We start from the raw sequence: 19,533 nt of genomic DNA, 5'->3' as shown, positions 1-19,533 counted from the left end.
CGTCTTCAACTGGATAGTGGTGTGCCCGCATGAGGTTGCTCTCCGTAGCCGTCGCAGCTTCGCTTCTCACCGTACCGACCGCCGCGGAAGCCAGGGCGGCCACCACCTACTACGTCGACTCCAGGGCCGGCGACGACTCCGCCGCCGGCACCAGCCCCGACAAGCCGTGGAAGTCGCTGGAGAAGGTCGGCTCCGCCGAGCTCAAGCCGGGCGACGTCGTCAGCTTCAAGCGGGGCGGCAGCTTCACCGGCCCGCTCCGGCTCACCGCCAGCGGCACCGCCGCCCGGCCCATCGTCATCCGCTCCCACGGCACCGGCGCCCTGCCCCGCATCAGCGGCGACGAGCGCGACTGCGTGGTCGTCAAGGGCGCCTACTGGCAGATCAGCGGCCTGCGCGCCACCGGTTGCCGGTTCGCCGGGTTCCAGCTCGGCGGCCACCACATCGAGCTGATCGGCGTCGCGGCCGACGGCAACGTCGCGGGCGTGTGGGTCACGCCGTCCGGCTCGCACAACACCGTCCGCGACAGCACGCTCACCGGCAACAACCGCATGAGCGTCGACGACGAGGGCGGCGACAACGACTCCGGCGCCTTCGGCGTGCTGCTCAACGGCGACGACAACCTGGTGACCCGCAACACCATCACCGGCAGCTACGCCAAGAGCCACGACTACGGCACCGACGGCGCCGCCGTCGAGATCTTCAACGGCGACCGCAACCGCGTCACCTACAACACCGCCCGCGACAACGAGACCTTCACCGAGCTCGGCGCCCAGAAGGGCAAGACCGCCACCGGCAACGTCTTCGCCTTCAACGTCGTCACCTCCGGCCGCAGCCGCGGCTCCTTCCTCATCACCCGCGGGCCCGGCCACGTCGTGGGCCCGGTCAAGGGCACGATCGCCGTGCACAACTCGGTCTACCTGCCGGCCAAGGACACCATCGGCTGGTCCTGCCACGACGGTTGCAGCCCCTCCATCCTCCGGCTGCGCAACAACGTGATCGCGGTCGGCGGCGAGGCGGGCTGGGCCGACGGCAAGGGCGTCGACGACGGCGGCAGCGTCTACTACGGCCGCAAGCTCACCTTCAAGCTGGGGCCGAAGTCGGTCAGGGCCGACCCGCTGTTCGTCTCCCGCACCGACCTGCGCCTGCGTCCGGGCTCCCCGGCGCTGGGCCGCGGCCTGCCGCTGTCGCCCACCTGGTACGGCGGCGCCGCCCTCGGCAAGGACATGCTGGGCCGGCCGCTGTCCGGGGCGCCGGACGCCGGGGCCTACCAGCGGTAGCGGTGTAACCTACCGGGCATGGTCCCGGATCTTCGCCTGCCGCTGGTCAAGCAGCTCGCCGAGGCCGACGTGCCCCACCGCTTCTGGCACACCGCCGGCCCCGGTGGGCGCGTCTGGCTGTTCGAGAGCGTCGAGGGCGACGGCGAACACTGGGCGATCAGGCAGATCGAGGTCGACGCCGACCGCGTCGCCCACCGCTACTGGTGGGGCCGGCTCCAGGACGATCGCGGCTTCCTCACCGACCAGCCGCTGGAGATCTGGGAGCTGACCGAGATCACCCAGGCGGCGTTCGAGGCCGTCTGGGCCGCCGCCTGAGCCTCAGCTCGCCTTCTCCAGTCAGCTCGCGTTCTCCAGCACGAGCGCGTTGGCCAGGCCGCCCGCCTCGCACATGGTCTGCAGGGCGTAGCGGGCGCCGCGCGTGCGCATGGCGTGCACGAGCGTGGTGGTGATGCGGGCGCCGCTGGCGCCGAGCGGATGGCCGAGGGCGATGGCGCCGCCGTTGACGTTGACCTTCGCCGGGTCGGCCCCCGTCTCCTGCAACCAGGCCAGCACGACACTGGCGAAGGCCTCGTTCACCTCGAACAGCTCGATGTCGGACAGCGCGAGCCCGGCGCGGCGCAGCACCTTCTCCGTGGCCGGGATCACGCCGGTGAGCATGAGCAGCGGGTCGGAGCCGGTGACGGCGAAGCTGTGCAGCCGGGCCAGCGGGCGCAGGCCGAGCCGCGCGGCGGTCTCGGAGCTGGTGATCAGGACGGCCGCCGCGCCGTCGTTGATCGGGCTGGCGTTGCCCGCGGTGACCGACCAGCTGATCTGCGGGAAACGCTCGGCGTAGCCGGGGTCGGCGTAGGCGGGCCGCAGCCCGGCCAGGATCTCGGGCGTGGTGGCGGGCCGGATCGACTCGTCGCGGTCCAGGCCGGCGATCGGGGCGAGCTCGGCGCCGAAGTCCGCGGCGGCGGCCTTGGCGTGGGAGGCGGCGGCGAAGACGTCCATCTGCTCGCGGCTCAGCGACCACTTGGCGGCGATCAGCTCGGCGCTGATGCCCTGCGGGACCAGCCCGCCGGGGAAGCGCGCGGCCACCGAGGGCCCGAAGGGGTCGGCGCCCGGCGGCACGTTCGACCACATGGGCACCCGGCTCATCGACTCCACGCCGCAGGCCACGACCAGGTCGTACGCGCCGGACATGACGCCCTGCGCGGCGAAGTGCACGGCCTGCTGGGACGAGCCGCACTGCCGGTCGACCGTGACCGCGGGCACCGAGTCGGGGAAGCCGGCGGCCAGCCAGGCGTAGCGGGTGGTGTTCATGGCCTGCTCGCCCACCTGGTCGACGCAGCCGCCGATCACGTCGTCGACCAGCGACGGGTCCACGCCGCTGCGCTCGATCAGGGCGCGCAGGGCGTGGGCGAGCAGGTCGACGGGGTGCGTCCCGTGCAGCCCGCCGCCGGGTTTGCCCCTGCCGATGGGGGTGCGTACAGCTTGCACGATGACGGCGTCGCGCATCGCGGCCTCCTGTCCATTGGAAAGTCCAACTCACTCTAACGCGAGCGGGTTGGACTTTCCAACGCAGGCGTCACCGGGCGGCCAGGCCGTTGATGATCATGTGCAGGGCGACGTCGAAGCTGCGCTCGACCTCCTCGGGCTCGCCGCTCAGGTGCCCCCGCGTCTCGGCGAAGACGAACCCCGAGACGAACGCGTGCAGCACCTCGCTCGTCCGCCGCAGCTCCGCCTCGGGCACCCCGGAGGCGCGCAGGATGCGGTAGAGCGCCTGCCACAGCGGCAGCCGCCGGTCCTCGATGAACTCGGGGTGGTTGTGCAGGTAGGTCCACATGGCCGGATGTTGCCGGGCGTGCCGGTGGTAGGCCAGGGCCAGGGCGCGGAGCTGGTCCTGCCACGGGGTGCCGTCGTCGGGCGGCAGCGGCAGCCGGGCGCTGACCGTCTCGCAGATGCGGGCCAGCAGCGCCTCCTTGCTCGCGACGTGGTGGTAGACCGACATGGGGTTGACGTCGAGCTCGGCGGCCAGTTTCCGCATCGACAACCCCTCGACGCCGGCCTCGTCGATCAGGCGAAGCGCCGTGGAACAGATCTCGTCAAGACTCAGGGGAGCTCCCCTGCGCGCGCTCACTGCCATACAGCGTATGGTAGCGTCAGCCATACGGTGTATGGCTACCCGAAGGGAGCACTCATGAGGCGTATCCCCGCCCCGCAGGGCCTGCCGATCCTGGGCAACACGCTGCAGATCCCGGCCCACTCGCCGGTGGAGCACTTCGTCAAGGTCGCCGAGCGGTACGAGGAGGGCATCTTCCGGCTGGAGGTCGCCGGCCGCACGATCGTGCTGGTCCACGACCCCGACCTGGTCGCGGAGGTGTGCGACGAGAGCAGGTTCGTCAAGCGCATCAAGCCGCCGCTGTCGATCGTGCGCGACTTCGGCGGCGACGGCCTGTTCACCGCCGAGCCGCACGAGCCGGTGTGGGGGCAGGCGCACCGCATCCTGCTGCCCGCCTTCAGCCAGCGCTCGATGAAGGCGTACTACCCGCAGATGCTGGAGGTCGCCGAGCAGCTCGTCGCCTCGTGGGCCAGCCGCCAGGGGCAGGACCTGCCCGTGGCCGACGACATGACCCGGCTCACGCTGGACACGATCTCGCTGACCGGCTTCGGCTTCCGGTTCGACTCCTTCGCCTCTCCCGAGCTGCACCCCTTCCTGAAGGCCATGGGCGGCGCGCTGACCGAGGCCATGCTGCGCAACCAGCAGCTCCCGTTCGTCACCAAGCTGAAGCGCGGCCACGAGGACGCCTACCGCCGCGACATCGAGACCATGCGCGCCCTGGTGGACGACGTGATCAAGCAGCGCCGCGCCGAGGGCGCCGGCGACGCCAAGGACCTGCTCGGCCTCATGCTGGCGGCCGAGGACCCGCAGACCGGCGGCCGCCTGTCCGACGAGAACATCCGCAACCAGGTGCTCACCTTCCTGATCGCCGGGCACGAGACCACCAGCGGCCTGCTCTCCTTCGCCCTGTACAACCTGCTGCGCGACCCGCACACCCTGGCCAGGGCCTACGACGAGGTCGACCGCCTGCTGCCCGGCGACGAGCCGCCCGGCTACGAGACGATCATGAAGCTCGACGTCATCCCCCGGATCCTGGAGGAGACGCTGCGGATCTGGTCGCCGATCCCCGCCTTCGCCGTCAGCGCCGTCGAGGCCACCACCATCGGCGGGTACGAGATCGAGGCCGACCAGAGCGTCGCGGTGCTGCTGCCGGCGCTGCACCGCCACCCCAAGGCGTGGGAGCGGCCGGAAGAGTTCGACATCGACCGCTGGCTGCCGGAGCACAAGAAGGCCCACCACCCGGCGGCGTACAAGCCGTTCGGCAACGGCGAGCGGGCCTGCATCGGCCGCCAGTTCGCGCTGACCGAGGCCCGGCTCGCCCTGGCCATGATCCTGCGCCGCTTCGCCGTCTCCGACCCCGACGCCTACCGGATGAAGATCAAGCAGACGCTGACCATCAAGCCCGACGGGTTCACCCTGCGGGTGCGCGAGCGCCGCGCCCACGAGCGCACCGCGCCCGCCGCCGCCGTCCAGGCCGCCGGCGAGGGGGAGCGGCACGACCTCGCGGTCACCGGCGTGCCGCTCACCGTCGCCTACGGCTCCAACCTGGGCACCGCCGCCGACATCGCCGAGCGGCTGGCCGAGCGGGCCGGCCGGTCCGGCTTCGCCACCACCCTGACCACCCTGGACGACCTGACGCCGCCGTCGCAGGGCCTGCTCGTCGTGGTCGCCTCCTCCTACAACGGCAAGGCGCCCGACAACGCCCAGCGCTTCGACGCCCTGGAGGAGCTGCCCGACCTGTCGGGCGTGCGCCTGGCGGTGCTCGGCTGCGGCAACTCCCAGTGGCCGACGTACCAGGACTTCCCGCGCCGGGCCGGCGAGAAGCTGACCGCCGCCGGGGCGGTGCCGCTCGTCGAGCGCGGCGAGGCCGACGCCGACGGCGACTTCGACGGCGACGTCTCGGCGTGGACGGCCCGGCTGTGGGCGGCGCTGGCCGACGAGTACAGCGCCCAGGCGGACGCGGCCGGGCCGCGCTACGAGATGGAGGTGCTCGGCGAGAGCGAGGTCAGGCCGGCCGTCGTGTCCGAGCGGGCCGTGCCGATGACCGTCGTGTCCAACGAGGAGCTGACCGGCGACCCCGCCGGGCTGTGGGACTTCTCGGCCGAGGCCCCGAGGCCCGGCGTGCGCTCCATCGTGGCCCGCCTGCCCGAGGGCGTCACCTACGCGGCGGGCGACCACGTCGCCGTCTTCGCCAAGAACGACCCCGAGCTGGTCGAGTGGGCCCTGCGCTGCCTGCGGGTGCCGCGCGAGCAGGTGGTGCGGCTGCGCGCCGCCGGCGCCACCCACCTGCCCGTGGACACGCCGGTGACGGCCGGCCTGCTGCTGACCGAGTTCGCCGAGCTGCAGGAGGTGGCCACCAGGGCCGACCTGGAGGCCCTGGCCGCGCACACCGGCTGCCCCTGGACGCGCGGCCAGCTGGCCGAGCTGACCGCGAACTACGCCGACGAGATCCTGGCCAAGCGGGTCTCGCCGCTGGCCCTGCTGGAGCGCTTCCCGGCCGTCGAACTGCCGATGCCGGTGTTCCTGGAGATGGCCGGGCCGATCCGGCCGCGCTACTACTCGGTCTCCTCCTCGCCGCTGGCCGGGCCGGACCTGGTGCGGCTCACCGTCGGGCTGGTCGAGGGGCCCGCCTGGTCCGGCAGCGGCACCTACCAGGGCATGTGCTCGGCGTACCTGGCCGGGCTGCGGCCCGGTGAGGTGTTCTACGGGTACGTACGCGAGCCCGCGCCGCCGTTCCGGCTGCCCGCCGATCCGGCCACCCCGGTGATCCTGGTCGGCCCCGGCACGGGCTTCGCGCCGCTGCGCGGCTTCCTGGAGGAGCGGGCGCTGAGCGGGGCGGGCGGCCGGGCCGAGGTGTTCACCGGCTGCCGCCACCCCGACCACGACTGGCTGTACCGGGACGAGGTGACCGCCTGGGCCGCTCGCGCGGAGGTGAACGTGCACACCGCGTTCTCGGCCGTGGCCGGGCATCCGTACCGGTACGTCCAGGACGCCGTGGCCGATCACGCCGAGGAGGTGTGGGAGCTGCTGGAGCAGGGCGCGTACGTGTACGTCTGCGGCGACGGCCTGCGCATGGCCCCGGCGGTGCGCCAGGCGCTGCTGGACGTCCACCGGCGGCACGCCGGCGAGGACGGTGCGGCGTGGCTGGCCGCTCTGGAGGCGGACGGCCGCTACCAGCAGGACGTGTTCGCCTGATCCCCAGCCTGATCCCCTGGCCGATGCCCCGCCTGATCCCCACGTGCGGGGATCGGTCTGCCTGATCCTTGAACGATCCTTGGTCGTTTTTGGGAAAACACCTGCTCAAACCGCCATCCAGGTTCGACAATCCGGACTTAGCGCCGGATCCTGGGATATAAGCGCAGCATGCGCGACATATCCGTGGAACATACGCGAAACCTGTCCACGGCACTGTGAGAGCCTCTGGGAAAGGGGGCGGCCAATGCTGCTGCGACTGAGGGTGTCCCTGCCGGACCGGCCGGGCGGCCTTGGCCAGGTCGCGAAGGCGCTGGGGACGCTCGGCGCCGACATCCTGCAGGTCACCGTGCTGGAACGGGAGACCGGCCGGGCGGTGGACGACTTCATCGTGTCCTGGCCGGGCCCGATCAGCGCGACGGAGGTCTGCGAGCGGCTGTCGGCGACGCCGGGCGTGCGCGTCGAGGGCGTCTGGCCCACCCGTGACGTGCCCGGCTCCGCCCCCGACTACGACCTGCTCATGCACGTGGCGACGGAACCGGCGCGCGGCCTGGCCACGCTGGTGGACGCCCTGCCCGCGCTGTGCGGCGCCGAGTGGTCGGTCGCGGTCGAGGACGGAGCCGTCCGGCACGCCTCGATGGCCGCGCCGGAGGTGCTGAACCTGCCCGACCCGCCGCCGCGCGCGATCACCCTGGACTCGGCGGACCTGCGGCTGATGTTGCTGCCCCTCGTCCCGCAGGGCATGCACGTCGTCGTCGCCCGCGCCGGCGGGCCCGTCTTCCACCGGGCCGAGCTGGAACGCGCGGTCCGCATCGTGGACGTCGTCGCCAAGCTGGCCGCCCGCGCGCCCGCACGATTGACCGGCCAAACATCAGACGAATAACGTGAGCCTCGACCGTCCCTCCCGCGCAGAGGACTGAGGCCATGGATTTCGAGCTGACCGACGAGCAGAAGGCCTTCCGCGAGACCCTGCGCGCCTTCGTGGAGAAGGAGATCCTGCCCGTGGCCACCGAGTGGGAGCACTCGGGCCGCTACCCCACCGAGATCGTCGAGAAGATGAAGCAGATGGGGCTGTTCGGGCTGACCGTCCCCGAGGAGTACGGCGGCCTCGGCGCCGACATGGTCTCCTTCGCGCTGGTCTTCGAGGAGATCGCGCGCGGCTGGATGGGCGTGGCCGGCACGATCGGCTCCCACTCGCTGGCCTGCTGGATGATCGCCAGACACGGCACCGACGAGCAGAAACGCCTCCACCTCGCCGACCTGGCCGCGGGCGTCCGGCGTACCGCCATCGCGCTCACCGAGCCCGGCGCCGGCACCGACCTGCAGGGCATCCAGACCCGCGCGGTGCGCGACGGCGACCACTACGTGGTGACCGGCACCAAGACGTGGATCACCAACGCCCGGCACGCCGACCCGCTGCCCGTCCTGGTCAAGACCTCGGTCACCGAGCCCGCCCACAAGGGCATGTCGGTGCTGCTCGTCGATCCGGCCTCGCCCGGCTTCGGCGTCAGCCGCGACCTGCCCAAGCTCGGCTACAAGGGCACCGAGACCTGCGAGGTCGTGCTCGACGAGGTGCGCGTGCCGGTCTCGGCGCTGCTCGGGGGCGTCGAGGGACGCGGCATGCAGCAGGTGCTGGGCGGGCTGGAGATCGGCCGGGTCAACATCGCCGCCCGCGCGGTCGGCGTCGCGCAGGCGGCCTACGACGCCGCCCTGGAGTACGCGCGCGAGCGCACCGCGTTCGGGCAGCCCATCGCCGACTTCCAGGCCGTCCAGCTCAAGCTCGCCGACCTGGCCACCGAGATCCAGGCCGCCCGGCTGCTCACGTACTGGGCCGCCGCCCAGGCCGACGGCGGCAAGCGGGTGGACATGGAGGCGGGCATGGCCAAGTACTTCGCCTCCGAGGTGGCGCTGAAGGCGTCGCTGGAGGCGATGCGCATCCACGGCGGCTACGGCTACTCCCAGGAGTTCGTGGTCGAACGCCTCTACCGGGACGCGCCGCTGATGGCGATCGGCGAGGGCACCAACGACGTGCAGCGCCTGGTGATCGCCCGCGCCCTCGTCTCCGGCAAGGGCCGGGTGGGCTGGTAGCTAGTCGTGCCGGGGCAGCCCCGAGACCTCGTGGTCGGCATGGGACAGCGCCTCGGCGATGAGCGCCCGCACGTGACCGTCGCGGGCGCGGTAGAGCACCCGGCGGCCGTCCCTGCGGGTGTCCACCAGACCGGCCAGCCGGAGCTTGGCCAGGTGCTGCGACACCGACGGGCGCGCCGCGCCGACCGCCTCGGCCAGGGAGTTCACGTCCAGCTCACCGGCTGACAACTGCCACATCAGCCGGAGCCGGGTGGCGTCGCTGAGCATGCGGAAGGCGTCCACGGCGGCGTTGACCTGGGCGGGAGTGGGTTGCTCCTGCGAGTGGTCCGCACCTGAGACGTTGTCGCGTGCGTACATGACTACATATCCTGGTCGGAGCGGACGAGACGCGCAAGCTAAGGGGTGCTCATGTCTGACTCCGATACCCATCCGCACGGCCATGGAAATGGCCACGGCCACGGTCACGGCCACGGTCACGGCCATGGGCATGGCCATGGGCATGGCCACGAGCACGGGCCGGGGGAGCGGCGGGGGTTCAGGGCGCTGGCCGCCAAGGCCGCGCACGTGTTAACGCCGCACAGCCACGACAGCGCCGCCAGAACCGACAGCGCCCTGGAGTCCAGCAGCAGGGGCATGCGCGTGCTGGCCGTGTCCTTCGCGGTCCTCATGCTCACCGCCGTGGTCCAGGCCGTGATCGTCGTGGCCTCGGGGTCGGTCGCGCTGCTCGGCGACACCCTGCACAACCTGGCCGACGCGCTGACCGCCGTCCCGCTGGCCATCGCGTTCTCGCTCGGCCGCCGGGCCGCCACCCGCCGCTTCACCTACGGCTACGGCCGGGCCGAGGACCTCGCGGGCATCGTCATCGTCGTGCTCATCGCCGCCTCGGCCGCCCTGGCCGGGTACGAGGCCGTCCGGCGGCTCGTCGAGCCCCAGGACGTCCAGGCGCTCGGCTGGGTCGCCGCCGCCGCGCTGGCCGGGTTCGTGGGCAACGAGTGGGTGGCGCGCTACCGCATCACCGTGGGCCGCCAGATCGGCTCGGCCGCGCTCGTGGCCGACGGCCTGCACGCCAGGACCGACGGCTTCACCTCCCTCGCCGTGCTCCTCGGCGCGGGCGGCGCGGCACTGGGGTTCCCGATCGCCGACCCGATCGTGGGCCTGCTGATCACGGTCGCCATCTGCTTCGTGCTGCGCGACGCCGCCCGCGAGATCTACCACCGCCTCATGGACGCCGTCGACCCCGCCCTGCTGGACGAGGCCGAACGCATCCTGGCCGGCGTCCCCGGCGTCGAGCGCGTCGGCTCGGTGCGCCTGCGCTGGCTCGGCCACGCCCTGCACGCCGAGGTCGAGATCCTGGTCGACCACGCCATGTCGGTCGTGGACGCGCACGCCGTGGCGGTGGAGGCCGAGCACCGCCTCATCCACGACCTGCCGCGCCTGCGCGCCGCCACCGTCCACACCGACCCCTGCGGGCCCGACGGGGCCGACCACCACGCGTCCCTGGCGACCCACCGCATCACCTAGCCCGCTGCGGGTAAGTTGGGGCGGGTGCCGACCGCCGCGACCCCCCACACGACCACGCCAGGCGCGCCGTCCAGGCTCGCCTGGCTCGACGCCCTGCGCGGCATCGGCGCGCTCGCGGTGGTCGCCGAGCACCTGCTGCCGTGGTTCCTGCCCGCGCTGCGGCCCTACTGGTTCAGCCTCGGCGTCTACGGCATCCTGGTGTTCTTCCTGGTCAGCGGGTACATCATCCCGACCTCGCTGGAACGCCACGGCGACGTGCGGGCCTTCTGGGCCGGCCGCGCCTTCCGCCTCTACCCCCTCTACCTGGCCGTGATCGCGCTGGTGCTGGCCGCGTCCTGGTGGGTGCCGGTGCGCGAGGGCGTGCCGCGCGACGGGAGCGCGGTGGCCGCCCACGCGACCATGCTGCTCGACGTCGTGAGCGTGGGCGGCGTGGCCGACACGATGTGGACGCTGTCGTACGAGATGGTGTTCTACCTGCTGGTCACGGCGCTGTTCCTGATCGGGGCGCACGAGCGCAGCGGGCTGGTGTCCGTCCTGTTCGCCGGGGCGTCCGTGGCGGTGGGGCTGGTCGTGTCGGGGGCGGTGCTGCGGGGCGGCTGGCCGGCGTACGTGTCGTGCGCGGTGTTCGCCGCCGGGCTCGCCTGCGTGGTCGGCGGCTGGTTCCGCCGGACCGCGGCGTGCGTGCTCGGGCTGATGGCGCTGGCGTTGCTGCTGCTGAGCAGCCGGGTGCCGTGGCTGGGCGCGGCCGTGGTCGCGGTCATGTTCGCCGGCACGGCGATCCACCGCTGGGAGCGCGGGCGCGGCGGCCTGTGGCCGGTCGCGGTGACGGCGGCGCTGGTCGTCGTGGCTCCGGTGTGGGCGATCGAGAGCGGCTGGTGGTGGGTCGAGGCCGACGTGTGGCTGACCACGATCGCGCTGGCGGCGGCCACCTTCGCGGGCGCGATGGCGCTGCGCGGGCGGCGGCTGCCGCCCGTGCTCACCTGGCTCGGGCTGATCAGCTACTCCCTTTACCTGGTGCACCATCCGCTGCTGAAGTACTTCGTGGAGGTCACCGGCGACCTGCGGCGGGCGCCGCTGCCGTACCAGCTCGCGATGGCCGGGCTGGCCCTGGCGCTGGTCCTGGCCGTCAGCGCGCTCTCCTACCGTTACGTCGAACGCCCCATGCAGGCGCTGGGCCGGCGGGTCTCCCGGCGGTCCGCCGGCGCCGCGCCGCGGGCGGTCCCCGTCACGGGCGCCTCGGCCGCCGGCGGCGACGGCTCGGGGCACACCGCGTAGGCCGCACGATCCGGTCGCCGGGCTCGTGCCGCCGGCTCGTGGCGGGCAAGATGGGGTGCGGGTCATCGGCGCGCCCCCGCCGGGCCGTCGCGCGGCCTCGCCGGGGCTCTCGCCGGGCCCGGGGCTGGTCAGGGCACGTGCCGGGGCCCCGCGGTCGCCGGCGGGCGGGAAGGGGCCGAGGTCATGCCGGGTGCGCTGGTGCTCATGGGGTCGGGGGAGACGAGCCCGACCATGGTCGAGGTCCACCGGGCGGTGGCCCGCGGGCTGCGCGCGGGGGCCCGTGCCGTGCTGCTCGACACGCCCTACGCCTTCCAGGAGAACGCCGCCGACATCTCCGCCCGTGCCCGCCGCTACTTCGCCCGCAGCGTCGGGCTGGAGGTCGAAGTGGCCACCAGGATCACGGGCGCGGACTGGGTGTTCTCCGGGCCGGGCAGCCCCACGTACGCGCTCGACCGGTGGGCCGCCTCCGGCGTGGCCGGCGACCTGCGTGCCCGGGTGCGCTCGCGGCAGGGGGTGACCGTGCTCGCCTCGGCCGCCGCCTGCACCGCGGGCCTGGCCACCGTGCCCGTCTACGAGATCTACAAGGTGGGCGCCGAGCCTCACTGGCGCGAGGGCATCGGCCTGCTGGAGCCGCTGGGCCTGCGGGCCGTGCTGATCCCGCACTTCGACAACGCCGAGGGCGGCACCCACGACACCCGCTACTGCTACCTGGGCGAGCGGCGGCTGTCGCGGATGGAGCGGGAGCTGCCGCCGGGGACCGCCGTCCTGGGGCTCGACGAGCACACGGCGCTGATCATCGACCTGGAGTCGGAGGCGGTGCAGGTGGCGGGGCGCGGCGGCCTGACCGTACGGCGTGCGGGGGCGGTGACCGTCCTGCCGGCCGGGACCCGGACGAGCCTGGCCGCCGTCCGCGACCTGGTGGCGGGCGCCACGTCCGGGCCGGTCCCGCCGTCACGGCCCGCCGCCGCCCCCGCCGTGGGCCCTGCCGTCACGCTGGAGGAGACGATCCGCTCCTGCGAGCGGCTGTTCGAGGACGCGGTCGGCAAGCCGGACCTGGCGGCGGCGGCGCGGCTGGTGCTCGACCTGGAGGCGGAGATCGTCACGTGGACGGCCGACACCGAGGAGGACGCCGGCGGGGTCGACCAGGCCCGGGAGCTGATGCGGCTGCTGATCGCCCGGCTGGGCGAGGCCGCCGCGACCGCCGGCCTGCGCCCCCTGGTCGAACCCCTGCTCGACCTGCGCGCGCGGCTGCGGCGGGAGGGGCGGTACGAGATCGCGGACGCGCTGCGCGCGGCGATGGCGCGCGGCGGCGTGACCGTGGAGGACACCCCGGCCGGTCCGCGCTGGAGCCCGGCGACGGTCTAGAAGGTTCTGGCAACGCGGCGGGCGGCGGTCTGGAAGGTGCTGGCGACGCGGTGGGCGGCGGTCTAGAAGGTGCTGGCGATGCGGCGGGCGTGCTCGTCGGCCTGCTTGCGCTCGGCGTCGTAGGAGCCGGTGAGCGTGGGGTGGTGGCGGATCTCCTGCACGTCGGCGATGCCCGTCCAGCGCAGCCAGTCGCCGAAGAACGTGGACTGGAAGTCGGTGCCGAACTCCGGGCCGAGCCGCGGCCCCCACACCGCGCTGGTGTAGACGACGGCCGCCCGCTTGCCGGTCAGCAGCGCGCGGTACCCCGTCTCCGGGTGCACGTCGAAGATCATCGCAGGCTGGCTGACCACGTCGATGAACTGCTTGAGCTTGTACGGCACGCCCGCGTTCCACATCGGCACGCTGAACAGGTAGCGGTCGTAGGCGTCGAAGCGCTCGAACGTCCTGACCGCCGCGGCCCACGCCTCGGCCTCCTCGCCCTCGGGGGTGCCGCCGCCGAAGACCGTCATCTTGGCGCGGGCGGCGGCGGGGCCGAACTCGGGCAGGGTGCCGTCCCAGAGGTCGAAGCGGTCCACGGTGTGGGCGGGGTGGGTGGCGAGGTACTCCTGGACGAACGTCTCGGCGATGGCGGCGGAGATCGACTCCGTGCCCCGGGGGGAGGCGGAGATGTGCAGCAACCTGGACATGGCGGACACCTTTCTGGACTGCGGTCCGTTTAATGTCGCCAACGATACGGACCGAGGTCCGCTTGGTCAAGGCGTGCCTGTGCCGGGGCATGGCGAAGGCCGGGCCCGCGCGGCACGGTGGGTGCGGCGCGAGTCCGGCGGAGGCGTCAGGTCGGGCGTTCGACGGCGGTGACGGGGGTGTCGATCCCGCGGTGCTTGCGAGGCGCGGCGGGGGTCAGCGGCGCGGCGGGTCGATGCGGGCGCCGTCCAGGGTGAAGATCATGAGGCGGGACAGGTCCACCGCGACCTTCGCCGCGTCCCCCGCCCGCCACATCGGCCGGTTGCCCAGCCGGACGATCAGGTCGGAGCGGCGGTGGAAGCCGCTGCCCACGTTCTGGCCGACCTGCTCCTGCTCCTCGTGCTCCTGCGGGCGCTGCGAGAAGAGCCGCCGCACCATCCCGCTCAGCCCGCCCGCGCCGTTGCGCTCGCCGTTGAGGCGGGCGCGCGGGTCCGGCGGCTCGGGCACCGGCACGGCCGGCATGCCGCACTCCAGGTACGCCAGCCACTCGTGCCCGTGGTACTCCAGCGCCCGCACCCGCCCGTAGAAGGACGGTCCGTCGTACGACTCCGGCACCGGCGCCAGCCCGTCGGGACGCATGCCGACCAGCACCTGCCCGCCCGTGTGCTGAGAGATCGCGTACGCCCTGGGATCGCTCCAGGGCATCGTCAGCCGGTGCGGGCCGAAGTCGAGCATGACGTACTGGTTCTGCGGCGTTCTGACACCGGCCGCCAACAGGTTCAACTGCTGGGAGTTGAGGAAGGCCGCCACGAACGCCGTCGCTGGATCGTTGTAAATCTGGGCCGGAGTGCCGACGTCCTGAAGGACCCCGCGATTCAGGATCGCGATCCGGTCGGCCAGGGTGAGCGCCTCGACCTGGTCGTGCGTGACGTAGATCGTGGTGACCCCGAGCGACCTGACCAGCGCGGAGATCTCCATCCGCAGTTCGGTGCGCATGCCGGCGTCGAGGTTCGACAGCGGCTCGTCCATGAGGAACAGCTTCGGCTGCCGGACGATCGCCCGGCCCATCGCCACGCGCTGCCGCTGGCCGCCCGACAGGGTGCCGGGGCGGCGGTCGAGCGTCTCGTCGATGTGCAGCGCCTTCGACAGCTCGGTGACGCGGTCGCGCACCATCGCCGGGTCCGACTTGGCGATCTCCAGGGGGAAGGCGATGTTCCCGCGCACGGTCCGGTGCGGGTAGAGGGCGCCGTTCTGAAACACCATGGCCACGTCGCGGTCGCGCGGCGGCAGGTGGTTGGCGAGCTGGCCGTCCAGCCAGAGATCGCCTTCCGTGATCTCCTCCAGGCCGGCGATCATCCGCAACAGCGTGGACTTGCCGCAACCGGAAGGACCGAGGAGGACGAGGAACTCGCCATCCTCGGCCTGCAGGCTCAGCCGGTCGACTGCCAGGTAGTCGCCCGGATACACCTTGGTCACTTTGTCGAGAACGACCGAGCTCATGGGCCCACACCTTGCGCGCGTGTCACCTGTGACGAGGCTGATTGAAGAGGTAGTACATCGCGCCTTAACGCTGGATGTCCACCCTTGACATAAAGAATCTCATCCGCAGGCGTTTCGGCCAGGGGTTTTAGGCGGCCGTATACCCATAAATCCGGATATGAGGTGCATGGAAGGGCTTGCGTAAACTTGCGGCAAGGGCTTTCATGGTGCGGTAACCCGGGGGGAGATCCATGAACATGTGGTGGCGTGACGCCGTGATCTACCAGGTCTACGTGCGCAGTTTCGCCGACGGCAACGGCGACGGCGTCGGCGACCTGATCGGCGTGCGCGATCGCCTGCCGTACCTGGTCGAGCTGGGGGTGGACGCCGTCTGGCTGACGCCCTTCTACACCTCGCCGATGGCCGACTTCGGCTACGACGTGGCCGACTACCGGGACGTCGACCCGCTGTTCGGCTCCCTGGCCGACGCCAAGGCGCTCATCGACGAGGCCCACGGCCACGGCCTGCGCGTCATCGTGGACGTCGTGCCGAACCACACCTCGTCGGCGCACGCCTGGTTCCAGGCCGCGCTGCGCGGCGAGCGACGCGATCGGTACATCTTCCGCGACCAGCCCAACGACTGGGAGTCGATCTTCGGCGGCCCGGCCTGGACCCAGGTCGAGGACGGCCAGTGGTACCTGCACCTGTTCGACCCCGCCCAGCCCGACCTCAACTGGGACGACGACGAGGTGCGCGGCGAGTTCGAGTCGATCCTGCGCTTCTGGCTCGACCTGGGCGTGGACGGCTTCCGCGTGGACGTGGCGCACGGCATGGTCAAACCGGCCGGCCTGCCCGACATCGGCCACCCGAACCAGACCAGGATGATCGGCCGCGAGCCGGTGCCGTACTTCGACAACGACGGCGTGCACGAGATCCACCGGGCCTGGCGGCGGGTGCTCGACTCCTACCCCGGCGAGCGCATCGGCGTCGCCGAGGCGTGGGCGCCCACCGCCGAACGCCTGGCCATGTACGTCCGGCCCGACGAGCTCCACCAGGCCTTCAACTTCCACTACCTGTTCACCCCGTGGGACGCCGCCGAGCTGCGCGCGGTGATCGACTCCTCGCTCGCCACGGCCGGCTCCGTGGGCGCGCCCACCACCTGGGTGTTGTCGAACCACGACGTCAAGCGGCACGTCACCCGCTACGGCAGCCTGGCCAGAGCCCGCGCCGCCGCGCTGCTGACCCTCGCGCTGCCCGGCTCGGCCTACGTCTACCAGGGCGAGGAACTGGGCCTTCCCGAGGTGCTCGACCTGCCGGACGAGGTGTGCCAGGACCCGCAGCGGCTGCGCGACCCCGACAGCGGCCGGGACGGCTGCCGCGTGCCGCTGCCGTGGACCCGCGACCTCGGCTGGCGCGACCCGTGGCTGCCGATCCCGGCCGACTGGGCGGACCTCAGCGTCCAGGCCCAGGACGGCGTCACGGGCTCCACCCTGGAGCTCTACCGCGCCGCGCTGCGCCTGCGCCGCTCCCTGGACGGCGACCTGGTCTGGCACGACTCGCCCGAGGGCACCCTGGTCTTCTCCCGCGGCGACGTGCTGTGCACCGTCAACCTGACCGGCGCGCCCGTCGACTTCGGCGTCAAGGGAGAGCTGCTGCTGGCCTCCGATGTCCCCGGAGCAGCCGATTCGGCCGCCTGGTGGAAAGTAAAGTGTGTTCCATGAACGGTCACGCTCGCCTAGCCGACATCGCCGCCCAGGCCGGGGTGAGTGAGGCCACGGTCAGCCGGGTGCTCAACGGCAAGCCCGGCGTCTCGGCAGGCACCCGGCAGGCGGTGATGACGGCCCTCGACCTCATGGGTTACGAGCGGCCGCCCCGGCTCAGGCAGCGCAGCAACGGGCTCATCGGGCTCGTCACGCCCGAGCTGGACAACCCGATCTTCCCGGCGTTCGCGCAGGCCATCGAGAAGGCGCTGACCCAGCACGGCTACACGCCCGTGCTGTGCACCCAGCTGCCCGGCGGCGCCCCTGAGGACGAGTTCACCGAGCTGCTGGTCGACCGCGGTGTCAGCGGCATCGTCTTCGTCTCCGGCCTGCACGCCGACACCACCGCCCGGATGGACCGCTACACCCGCCTGATCGACCGCGGCCTGCCGATCGTGCTGGTCGACGGCTACAGCGAGCACATCGACGCGCCCTTCATCTCGCCCGACGACCGCCTCGCCGCGCGGCTGGCCGTCCAGCACCTGGTCGACCTCGGCCACGAACGCATCGGGCTCGCGCTCGGGCCGCGCCGGTTCGTCCCGGTGATCAGGAAGATCGAGGGCTACAAGCAGGCGATGGCCCACCTGCTCGGCGCCACCGACGTCGACGACCTGATCTCCCACTCGCTGTTCTCGGTCGAGGGCGGGCAGGCCGCCGCCGCGCAGCTGCTGGCCCGCGGCTGCACCGGGATCGTGTGCGCGAGCGACCTGATGGCGCTCGGGGCGATCCGCGCCTGCCGGCAGAAGGGGCTGGCGGTGCCGGGCGACGTGTCGGTGGTCGGGTTCGACGACTCCCCGCTGATCGCGTTCACCGACCCGCCGCTCACCACCGTCCGCAAGCCGATCGGGGCGATGGCCTCGGCCGCCGTGCAGACGCTGCTGGAGGAGGTCAGCGGCGCGCCGGCCAAGCACGTCGAGCTGATCTTCCAGCCGGAGCTGGTCGTGCGCGGCTCCACCGGTTCCGGCCCGCTGGTCAACCGCTGATCCCGGACCTCTCTGTGAAAGGCCGACCCACCGATGACGCCTGACGTGCTGGTCCTCGGCGGCGCCGGGGTGGACACCACTGTCTACGTGCCCGCGCTGCCTCTGCCGTACCAGGACACCTACCACGTGCCGCCCGTCGTCGACCGCGTCGGGAACACCGGGGCCGGGGTCGCCCTCGGCTGCCACGCGCTCGGGCTCGGCGTCGCCTTCGCCGACCTCGTCGGCGACGACCCTCAGGGCGCGCTGATCAGGCACGCCCTGCGCGACATCGACTGCAGGTGGGGGGTGGCGCAGGCGGGCACCCGGCGCAGCGTGCTGCTCGTCGGCCCCGACGGGCGGCGCACCTCCCTGCACGACCCCAAGGCCACGCCGGGGGAGCGGCTGCCCCGCGAGCTGTACGCCGGTCCGCCCCCCAGGCACGCGCACATCTCGATCATGGACTTCTGCCGCCACGTCTACCCCGATCTCGACGGCGTCCCCAACTCCACCGATTTGCACGACTGGGACGGCGTCGCCGACTACCAGAAGGACTTCGCCTACGGCTCCGACCTGGTGTTCCTGTCGGCCACCGCGCTGGCCGACCCGGCCGCCACGATGCGCGACATCCTCGCCCAGGGGCGCGCCCACACGGTCGTCTGCACCCGGGGCGCCGACGGCTGCCTCGTCCTGACCCGCGACTCGGCCGACGTACGCGCCTTTCCCGCCGCGCCCCTGCCCGGTCCGGTGGCCGACAGCAACGGCGCGGGCGACGCCTTCGTCTCCGGCTTCCTGTACGGCCTCCTGAACGGCCGGACGATCCCCGAGTGCGTCGCACTGGGCGCGGTCGCCGGGGCGCACGCGTGCACGGTCGAGGGCACCCACGAATCCCCGATCACCGAAAAACTGTTGATCAGCAGGGCGTCCCTGCTCTGAGCGAGCGTGGCCGCGACCGAGGTTCGGTAGATTCGGGGCGAGAAAGCCATGGATTGTGAGGCAAGAGTGTCGGACGAACGCGGCCCGCAGCAGACCAGCCCGGGAAGGCGGCCTCGCGCATGGATGATCGTGCTGGCCGTGGTGGTGCTCCTGGTCGATCAGGCGTCCAAGTTCTGGGCGATGTCGGCGTTGTCCGGCGGCGCGGAGATCACGGTGATCCCGCGGCTGCTCTCGTTGCGGCTGCTGCTCAACCCCGGCGCCGCGTTCTCGCTGGGTGAGGGCGTGACCTGGGTGTTCGCGCTGGCCGCCGCCGGGGCGGTCGCCGGCATCCTGTACGCGTCCCGGCGGCTGCGTTCGCCGGCCTGGGGGGTGGGGCTGGGCGTGCTGCTCGGCGGGGCCACCTCCCACCTTCTCGACCGCCTCTTCCGTCCGCCCGCGTTCGCCCAGGGGCACGTGGTGGACTTCATCGACTACGGCGGATTGTTCGTCGGCAACGTCGCCGACATCGCCCTGACGGCTGGGTGCGCGCTGCTGTTCCTGCTCAGCGTCCGCGGGATCCCGCTGGGGGACGCTCCCGGCGAGGAACGCCTCCCCTCGAGGTCCTCGGCTGCCGGATCGAACGGCCGGAGGCCGGGCGGCGGTGGGCCGCCGCCCGACCTCCATCACTACGCGGAGGCCCGGCGCCTGGCGAAGGAGACCGGCTCCGCCACGCCGCCCTGGTCCTGGCGCTGGCCCGCGCCGCCGGATACCGGCCCGCACGGGGACCTGGCATTGTCCCTGCGGGCCCGCATCGGCGACGACGTCGGCGACGCGCGCAGAGCGACGGAGCGCTTCACAGAACTCGGCCTCACAGCGAAGTGCCGGCAACGCGCTCTCCTTTCCCCGACGTGAACGCA

At 72.6% G+C, this 19,533-nt stretch carries 17 protein-coding genes; 12 read left to right on the top strand and 5 right to left on the bottom strand.

The genetic code is table 11. The features are described 5' to 3' along the window. Positions 1 to 29 precede the first annotated feature (29 nt). Both ABT158_RS06765 and ABT158_RS06760 read left to right on the top strand, forming a co-directional pair. A complete protein-coding gene (locus ABT158_RS06765; protein WP_352351667.1) occupies positions 30 to 1,277 on the top strand; it encodes a NosD domain-containing protein in 1,248 nt (415 codons plus the stop codon). Between the two features lie 18 nt (positions 1,278 to 1,295). Next, positions 1,296 to 1,592, top strand: a complete 297-nt coding sequence (locus ABT158_RS06760; protein WP_352351665.1) for a hypothetical protein — start codon at positions 1,296 to 1,298, stop codon at positions 1,590 to 1,592. A 21-nt stretch (positions 1,593 to 1,613) separates the two neighbouring features. Here ABT158_RS06760 and ABT158_RS06755 read toward each other — a convergent pair whose 3' ends face one another. Together ABT158_RS06755 and ABT158_RS06750 are read right to left on the bottom strand one after the other, a co-directional pair. After that, positions 1,614 to 2,774 (bottom strand): thiolase family protein, encoded by a 1,161-nt coding sequence (locus ABT158_RS06755; protein ID WP_352351663.1) that lies wholly within the window; start codon positions 2,772 to 2,774, stop codon positions 1,614 to 1,616. 70 nt (positions 2,775 to 2,844) lie between these two features. Next, positions 2,845 to 3,402, bottom strand: coding sequence for a TetR/AcrR family transcriptional regulator (locus tag ABT158_RS06750; protein ID WP_352351661.1), 558 nt, complete (start codon positions 3,400 to 3,402; stop codon positions 2,845 to 2,847). Positions 3,403 to 3,456: 54 nt separating this feature from the next. Between ABT158_RS06750 and ABT158_RS06745 the strand changes: the two genes are divergently transcribed. The 3 genes from ABT158_RS06745 to ABT158_RS06735 all read left to right on the top strand — a co-directional run bounded on the left by ABT158_RS06745 (position 3,457) and on the right by ABT158_RS06735 (position 8,658). After that, on the top strand, positions 3,457 to 6,573 hold the full coding sequence (locus ABT158_RS06745) for a bifunctional cytochrome P450/NADPH--P450 reductase (protein WP_352351659.1): 3,117 nt from the start codon (positions 3,457 to 3,459) through the stop codon (positions 6,571 to 6,573). Between the two features lie 244 nt (positions 6,574 to 6,817). Beyond that, complete coding sequence (locus ABT158_RS06740) at positions 6,818 to 7,453, top strand: ACT domain-containing protein (protein WP_352351657.1); 636 nt, start codon at positions 6,818 to 6,820, stop codon at positions 7,451 to 7,453. Between the two features lie 41 nt (positions 7,454 to 7,494). Further along, positions 7,495 to 8,658: an acyl-CoA dehydrogenase family protein gene (locus ABT158_RS06735; protein WP_352351655.1), complete on the top strand. Its 1,164-nt coding sequence runs from the start codon at positions 7,495 to 7,497 to the stop codon at positions 8,656 to 8,658. Here ABT158_RS06735 and ABT158_RS06730 read toward each other — a convergent pair whose 3' ends face one another. After that, on the bottom strand, positions 8,659 to 9,015 hold the full coding sequence (locus tag ABT158_RS06730) for an ArsR/SmtB family transcription factor (RefSeq protein ID WP_352351653.1): 357 nt from the start codon (positions 9,013 to 9,015) through the stop codon (positions 8,659 to 8,661). 51 nt (positions 9,016 to 9,066) lie between these two features. Here ABT158_RS06730 and ABT158_RS06725 point away from each other — a divergent pair, with 51 nt between their 5' ends. From ABT158_RS06725 to ABT158_RS06715, 3 genes are all read left to right on the top strand, one after another. Further along, positions 9,067 to 10,179, top strand: a complete 1,113-nt coding sequence (locus ABT158_RS06725; RefSeq protein WP_352351651.1) for a cation diffusion facilitator family transporter — start codon at positions 9,067 to 9,069, stop codon at positions 10,177 to 10,179. 24 nt (positions 10,180 to 10,203) lie between these two features. Further along, positions 10,204 to 11,454 (top strand): acyltransferase family protein, encoded by a 1,251-nt coding sequence (locus ABT158_RS06720; protein WP_352351649.1) that lies wholly within the window; start codon positions 10,204 to 10,206, stop codon positions 11,452 to 11,454. 183 nt (positions 11,455 to 11,637) lie between these two features. Next, positions 11,638 to 12,819: a hypothetical protein gene (locus ABT158_RS06715; RefSeq protein ID WP_352351647.1), complete on the top strand. Its 1,182-nt coding sequence runs from the start codon at positions 11,638 to 11,640 to the stop codon at positions 12,817 to 12,819. A gap of 62 nt (positions 12,820 to 12,881) precedes the next feature. Here the strand turns inward: ABT158_RS06715 and ABT158_RS06710 are convergent, their stop codons facing one another. Next, the gene (locus ABT158_RS06710; protein ID WP_352351645.1) at positions 12,882 to 13,505 is read right to left on the bottom strand and encodes an FMN-dependent NADH-azoreductase; all 624 of its coding nucleotides are present in this window, start codon (positions 13,503 to 13,505) and stop codon (positions 12,882 to 12,884) included. A 214-nt stretch (positions 13,506 to 13,719) separates the two neighbouring features. After that, complete coding sequence (locus tag ABT158_RS06705) at positions 13,720 to 15,003, bottom strand: ABC transporter ATP-binding protein (RefSeq protein WP_352351643.1); 1,284 nt, start codon at positions 15,001 to 15,003, stop codon at positions 13,720 to 13,722. 230 nt (positions 15,004 to 15,233) lie between these two features. On the opposite strand from ABT158_RS06705, the gene ABT158_RS06700 reads away from it, so the two are divergent. The 4 genes from ABT158_RS06700 to ABT158_RS06685 all read left to right on the top strand — a co-directional run bounded on the left by ABT158_RS06700 (position 15,234) and on the right by ABT158_RS06685 (position 19,528). Then, on the top strand, positions 15,234 to 16,703 hold the full coding sequence (locus ABT158_RS06700) for a glycoside hydrolase family 13 protein (protein WP_352351641.1): 1,470 nt from the start codon (positions 15,234 to 15,236) through the stop codon (positions 16,701 to 16,703). Further along, positions 16,700 to 17,725, top strand: coding sequence for a LacI family DNA-binding transcriptional regulator (locus ABT158_RS06695; RefSeq protein ID WP_352351639.1), 1,026 nt, complete (start codon positions 16,700 to 16,702; stop codon positions 17,723 to 17,725). Before ABT158_RS06700 ends, ABT158_RS06695 begins: the two co-directional genes overlap by 4 nt. A 33-nt stretch (positions 17,726 to 17,758) precedes the next feature. Further along, a complete protein-coding gene (locus ABT158_RS06690; RefSeq protein WP_352351637.1) occupies positions 17,759 to 18,637 on the top strand; it encodes a carbohydrate kinase family protein in 879 nt (292 codons plus the stop codon). Between the two features lie 123 nt (positions 18,638 to 18,760). Next, positions 18,761 to 19,528, top strand: a complete 768-nt coding sequence (locus ABT158_RS06685) for a signal peptidase II (RefSeq protein WP_352351635.1) — start codon at positions 18,761 to 18,763, stop codon at positions 19,526 to 19,528. Positions 19,529 to 19,533: the final 5 nt, after the last annotated feature.

Origin of the sequence: Nonomuraea sp. NPDC001636, assembly GCF_040298265.1 — a bacterium.
In the GTDB taxonomy this organism is placed as follows: Bacteria; Actinomycetota; Actinomycetes; order Streptosporangiales; family Streptosporangiaceae; genus Nonomuraea.
The sequence above is the reverse complement of the archived record's forward strand: the minus strand, read 5'-3'. Positions and strand labels throughout refer to the sequence as shown.